The sequence below is a fragment of the Candidatus Aegiribacteria sp. genome (assembly GCA_021108435.1).
Taxonomy (GTDB): domain Bacteria; phylum Fermentibacterota; class Fermentibacteria; order Fermentibacterales; family JCC-6; genus Aegiribacteria.
Map to the genome: position 1 here is coordinate 1 of JAIOQY010000175.1, position 4,102 is coordinate 4,102.

General features: G+C 48.1%; 5 protein-coding genes. All 5 read right to left on the reverse strand.

Features of this window, described 5'->3' with window-relative positions; translation table 11 throughout:
• Positions 1-28: 28 nt before the first annotated feature.
• Entirely contained in the window at positions 29-613 is a 585-nt protein-coding gene (locus tag K8R76_09915; GenBank protein ID MCD4848498.1) for a hypothetical protein, read from the reverse strand.
• A 92-nt stretch (positions 614-705) separates the two neighbouring features.
• The gene (locus tag K8R76_09920) at positions 706-1,527 is read right to left on the reverse strand and encodes a hypothetical protein (GenBank protein MCD4848499.1); all 822 of its coding nucleotides are present in this window, start codon (positions 1,525-1,527) and stop codon (positions 706-708) included.
• A 67-nt stretch (positions 1,528-1,594) separates the two neighbouring features.
• Positions 1,595-1,969: a hypothetical protein gene (locus K8R76_09925; protein ID MCD4848500.1), complete on the reverse strand. Its 375-nt coding sequence runs from the start codon at positions 1,967-1,969 to the stop codon at positions 1,595-1,597.
• 96 nt (positions 1,970-2,065) lie between these two features.
• Positions 2,066-2,863, reverse strand: coding sequence for a fibronectin type III domain-containing protein (locus K8R76_09930; protein ID MCD4848501.1), 798 nt, complete (start codon positions 2,861-2,863; stop codon positions 2,066-2,068).
• Positions 2,864-2,953: 90 nt separating this feature from the next.
• Positions 2,954-4,102, reverse strand: a 1,149-nt coding sequence (locus K8R76_09935; protein MCD4848502.1) for a HEAT repeat domain-containing protein, incomplete at its 5' end; no start/stop codon positions are given.

The following is a 4,102-nucleotide window of genomic DNA, read 5'->3' on the forward strand; positions in this document are numbered from 1 at the left end:
GCGTGCCCCTGACATAATCACTTACGTTCTAGAAACTGTAGTAGGCTCCTCCGAGAATATTCTCTGAGCCCCATGTTGACAGTTCTGAGAACTTGTACTCCACTCCATCATCATAGTCGGTGGTCGTGGAAAGGTACCTGGCTCCGAATTCGGTAAACAGAGCGAATCTCTCCGCGCCCGGAATTGCGAAGTCAACCCTCATGATTGGGTAGATGCCGTAGCCGGAAGTCTCTGGCAAATCAGTTCCATCAGTATCTTCCCCTGTTCCCTTACCGTAAAGGAAGGAAAGGCCAATGCTGAAAACAGTATTGGCAGGACTGGCGATCACATAGAATCCTGAAGCACCAATAACGTAGACGGTTTCATGGGCATCAACCGATGAACCTTCAACATCCAATTCAAAGTTGAGCTTGTCATATCCGGCAAGGAATTCAAGTCTGAATTCGGGTGATGCAGCAAAGCCGACACGAAGAAGATTCACGTTAGTAAATGTGATATTACCTTCACCAGATACAAATGCTGGGATAGCAAGAGGTTTGTATCCAAGCGAAAAGCCGGCAAAGGCCGTGCCGGTGATTGCAAGAAGACAGAACAGCAGGAATACCTTTTTCATTACTCTCCTCCTCCTAAGAACAGGTGGCCTATTCCACCCACTCAGTAGTAACTAATTGGTATTTTACTCTATTATCAGCCCTTTGGCAAGGTCTACAGCCCCAGTGAAGCCTGCCAGAGCAGCATCATGGCAAGCTCGCCTTTTCCCTCGCAGCAGAGGTCTTTGCTGAGCAGCACAAGCCCCCTCTCCCGACCGTCAGGAGCTATCGCTATCAGGACGTATGTCTTATGATCCTGACCTGAATCCACCCATCCGTACAGATCCCAGCCCTGTCCAACAGATGAAGCCTGTCCATCACCCATATCCGGGTTCTCCATGATCTCCGGAACTGCGGGGATATCCATGCCTGAATGAATTATTTGAAGAGCCTGCGTTATATCATCCAGTGAACTCAAAGATGGATTAGTTGCTGGAGCGTCTTCCCATTGAAGCTGTATGTCATGCAGTTCCGTATCATTCATTCCCTTGGAGGCAACCCAGGAGGAGATGCTTTCAAGTCCAACAGCCCACATCGCTCTCGCGGCGGATTCACGGCAATCATGGAATGCCCTCCAAAATTCATCAGCGATCGTTATGTTGCGGCCGACTAAAGTATCAGGGTCCAATTTTCCTTCCAGCATCAACTCAACAGAGTAAGCCAGCATGAAAATATCAGGGTCGTCCACCGGGAAAACCCCTCTGCCGGACGAGGCTAGAATATCTCCTGTATTCAGATCTATAACAGCCGCTCCGAAGTTACCGCCGGAAAGATTCTCTATATCGGAAATGGAAGCTGTCTGAATGAAGACCGGTGAAGATGTTTCCGTAATTAGAGTATCTTCATTCTGCACGATTGATGGCAGCTGCCCCTGAAATAATGAGGGAGAAGCCGGGAATGTAGCAAACGCCAGGCTTGCAAGAAATATCTGTATCATATCTGTTAACCTTTCTCTATTGATTCAGAAATCCAGCTCCTGCTATTCTTATATACTGAAGATATCTCTAGTTATGAGAGACAGTCACGGTTCCATCACTGTAATCGGATACCGAATTATTTCCCTCATAAAGGATAGCTCTCACATAATAGCTATCTTCCGGAAAAAGTGCGCAGTCCCACAGGAAACCGGTTGACTCAACGGACAATGATTCCGCTATCTGAATGAGACCACTCTTCGGGTCAAGATCGGTATCCACAAATAGATCAATACCGGCATGAGAGTATCCCTGAGCATCCAGAATCCAGTTCACTATGTAACTGTTGTCTGCTTGTGCGCCCCCTGCCGGCGGCGAAGTAACAGTAATGGCAATACCCGGCCCCCATGGATCGCTGCATGAAACCAAGAGAAGAATCACACATATGAGCAAAGATATTCTCATGGTCCACTCATTCCACTTTCAATGTTCAACGGTCTCTCACTATTGAAAAGGCGGGGCTCCGCGGCCCCGCCATTCCATTTAAGTTGCTATCCCGCTTTAGTTGGAGTCCGTTGTAAACAGGTAAAGACCTTCGATTGGCTGGTAATCGTAGTACAGTGTGATTCCCCATGCGTTGTCTGTTCCGCCCTCGTAGTGAGGAAGGGCTTTAATGTATATCTTGATGTAGTATCCATTTGAAAGCTCAGCAATGACAACGTCTCCAACTTCATCTATCGCACCATATACCCACGGACCTTCGCCGGGATAAGCATAGTTGGAAGAGTGATTCCACATATCCGTGTGGCTGCCATTACCATATGTACCATAATCACCGGAATAGAGCCATGTGTAGCATCCACTTCCTCCGTTATAACAGTAGAGGTCCTGATCGAAAGATTCGCTGGCAAGTCCGGTTGTTGCTCCATCATCTTCGAACAGTATTCCCGAGTGTTCCCAATCGGGAGCGTGTTGGTTCCAGATTTCGTAATCAGCATTAATGAATATAGGCATCGTGGTTTTTTCAGTCGCATAATGCTCCGAGAAGTTTTCATCTTTGTACGCTCTTACCGAGTAGTCTCCAGAGTTGTCCGCAGTGTGGCTGTAAGTTGTTCCGGTTACGGTGTCGAGAGCGTCCCAGTCGCCTTCACCATCACTCTTGAAGTAAACTTCGTATCCATCGATATCATCAGTAACAGCGGTCCAGCTGAGATTGACTGTTCTGCCCGAAGATGTTGCCAGTATTTCAAGGTTTTCTACTTTAGACAACGTGCCTCCGGGTCCAGAAGGATCGTCACCTGCACAGCCGGCCATCAGAATGATTCCGGCTACAAGTACTAAAAGTCCAAGTTTTTTCATGGATTTTCCTTTCTGTTTCAGTTCATGTTTCTGTCAATAAGTCCACATTAGCAAAATAAGCCTGGGAGCGCAAGGTGTCAAATCACAGGATTATTCCGCGACCTCTTCATTTTCTTCCTCCATCGAGGATATTTTTTCTTCTATCATTTCAATAGCTTTCTCCGCTGCTGATCTTATGTCGATGCTGCAGTCCAGCGCAAGTTCCTCCAGAATCTCTGTTGCCCCCGGATCGCATATCTTCCCTAGAGATACAGCCGTTTCCCTTCTGACCCTGCCGGATGAATCCGCCGCAAACTGCGATATAATCAATATCGATTCGGTGCTGCCTATCTCTCCAAGCGCCTTGATAGTTCCTGTTCTCAGCTTAACGAACGTACTGTCTTCTTCTTCCAGCAACTGCTCCAGCGGCAGTCTTGCTCTGTCGTCTCCCGCTTTTCCCAGAAAATAGATCAGGTTTCCTGCGTTTCTCCGGGGAATGCTGTTTACTCTACCAAGTAGATCAAGCAGTTGTTCCATTGAAGTGTCAATATTCTCTTTGAAAACTTTTTCCATGGCGCGGCTTTCCAGACCGCTTAGTGTTCCCATGTGATTACTGATAATGTATTGAACCGCTTCTTCTCCCCTTTGCGCAAGCTCTTCTCTGTGAGCAATTACCCTGTCTCTGTTGGGTCCCACACCCCATTCCGAAGCTACTGAAAAAAGAGAATCGAGATCAAGTGATTCCGGATCTCCAACAGGATCCTGAGGATTTGAAGCCTCAGGAGTAGTCCGTGCCAGATCAATTCCTGTCCCGTATTCATTCACCATCCATCCGGTGGAATCAGCTCCTTCTCCATAAACGTCATGATCCGCAAGATCAAGAAAAACGCCCACACCCGAAGAACCTCTTGCCCAGCGAGCCTCTCCCTGTCCTCCTCCCCTGACGCAGTAAGTATCGTTTCCGGAAAAATCAATGAAGACCGTGGCTGAATTAGTAAGAGAAAGAGACTGCCCTCCGTCGGAGCAGTACCAGTCGTTACCTCCGCCATCTATGAGAAATCCTGTCGAAAGGTCATGGGCGCTGCCCTGTGCAGGCCCGTTTCTGGAGAAATAGCTGTCATCCCCGTCTCCGTCCCACAGACATCCTGAAGACAGGTGAATTCCAGATCCCTGACTGTACTGAGCTGCCGAGTAGGAATCCTGTCCCTCTTCATCGTAAAGCAGTCCGAGGCCATAGAAGTAGGAACTTCCCTGCCCGAA

Coding starts and splice junctions, on each gene's coding strand:
- K8R76_09915 (MCD4848498.1), bottom strand. CDS start 613: ATGAAAAAGGTATTCCTGCTGTTCTGTCTTCTTGCAATCACCGGCACG.
- K8R76_09920 (MCD4848499.1), bottom strand. CDS start 1,527: ATGATACAGATATTTCTTGCAAGCCTGGCGTTTGCTACATTCCCGGCT.
- K8R76_09925 (MCD4848500.1), bottom strand. CDS start 1,969: ATGAGAATATCTTTGCTCATATGTGTGATTCTTCTCTTGGTTTCATGC.
- K8R76_09930 (MCD4848501.1), bottom strand. CDS start 2,863: ATGAAAAAACTTGGACTTTTAGTACTTGTAGCCGGAATCATTCTGATG.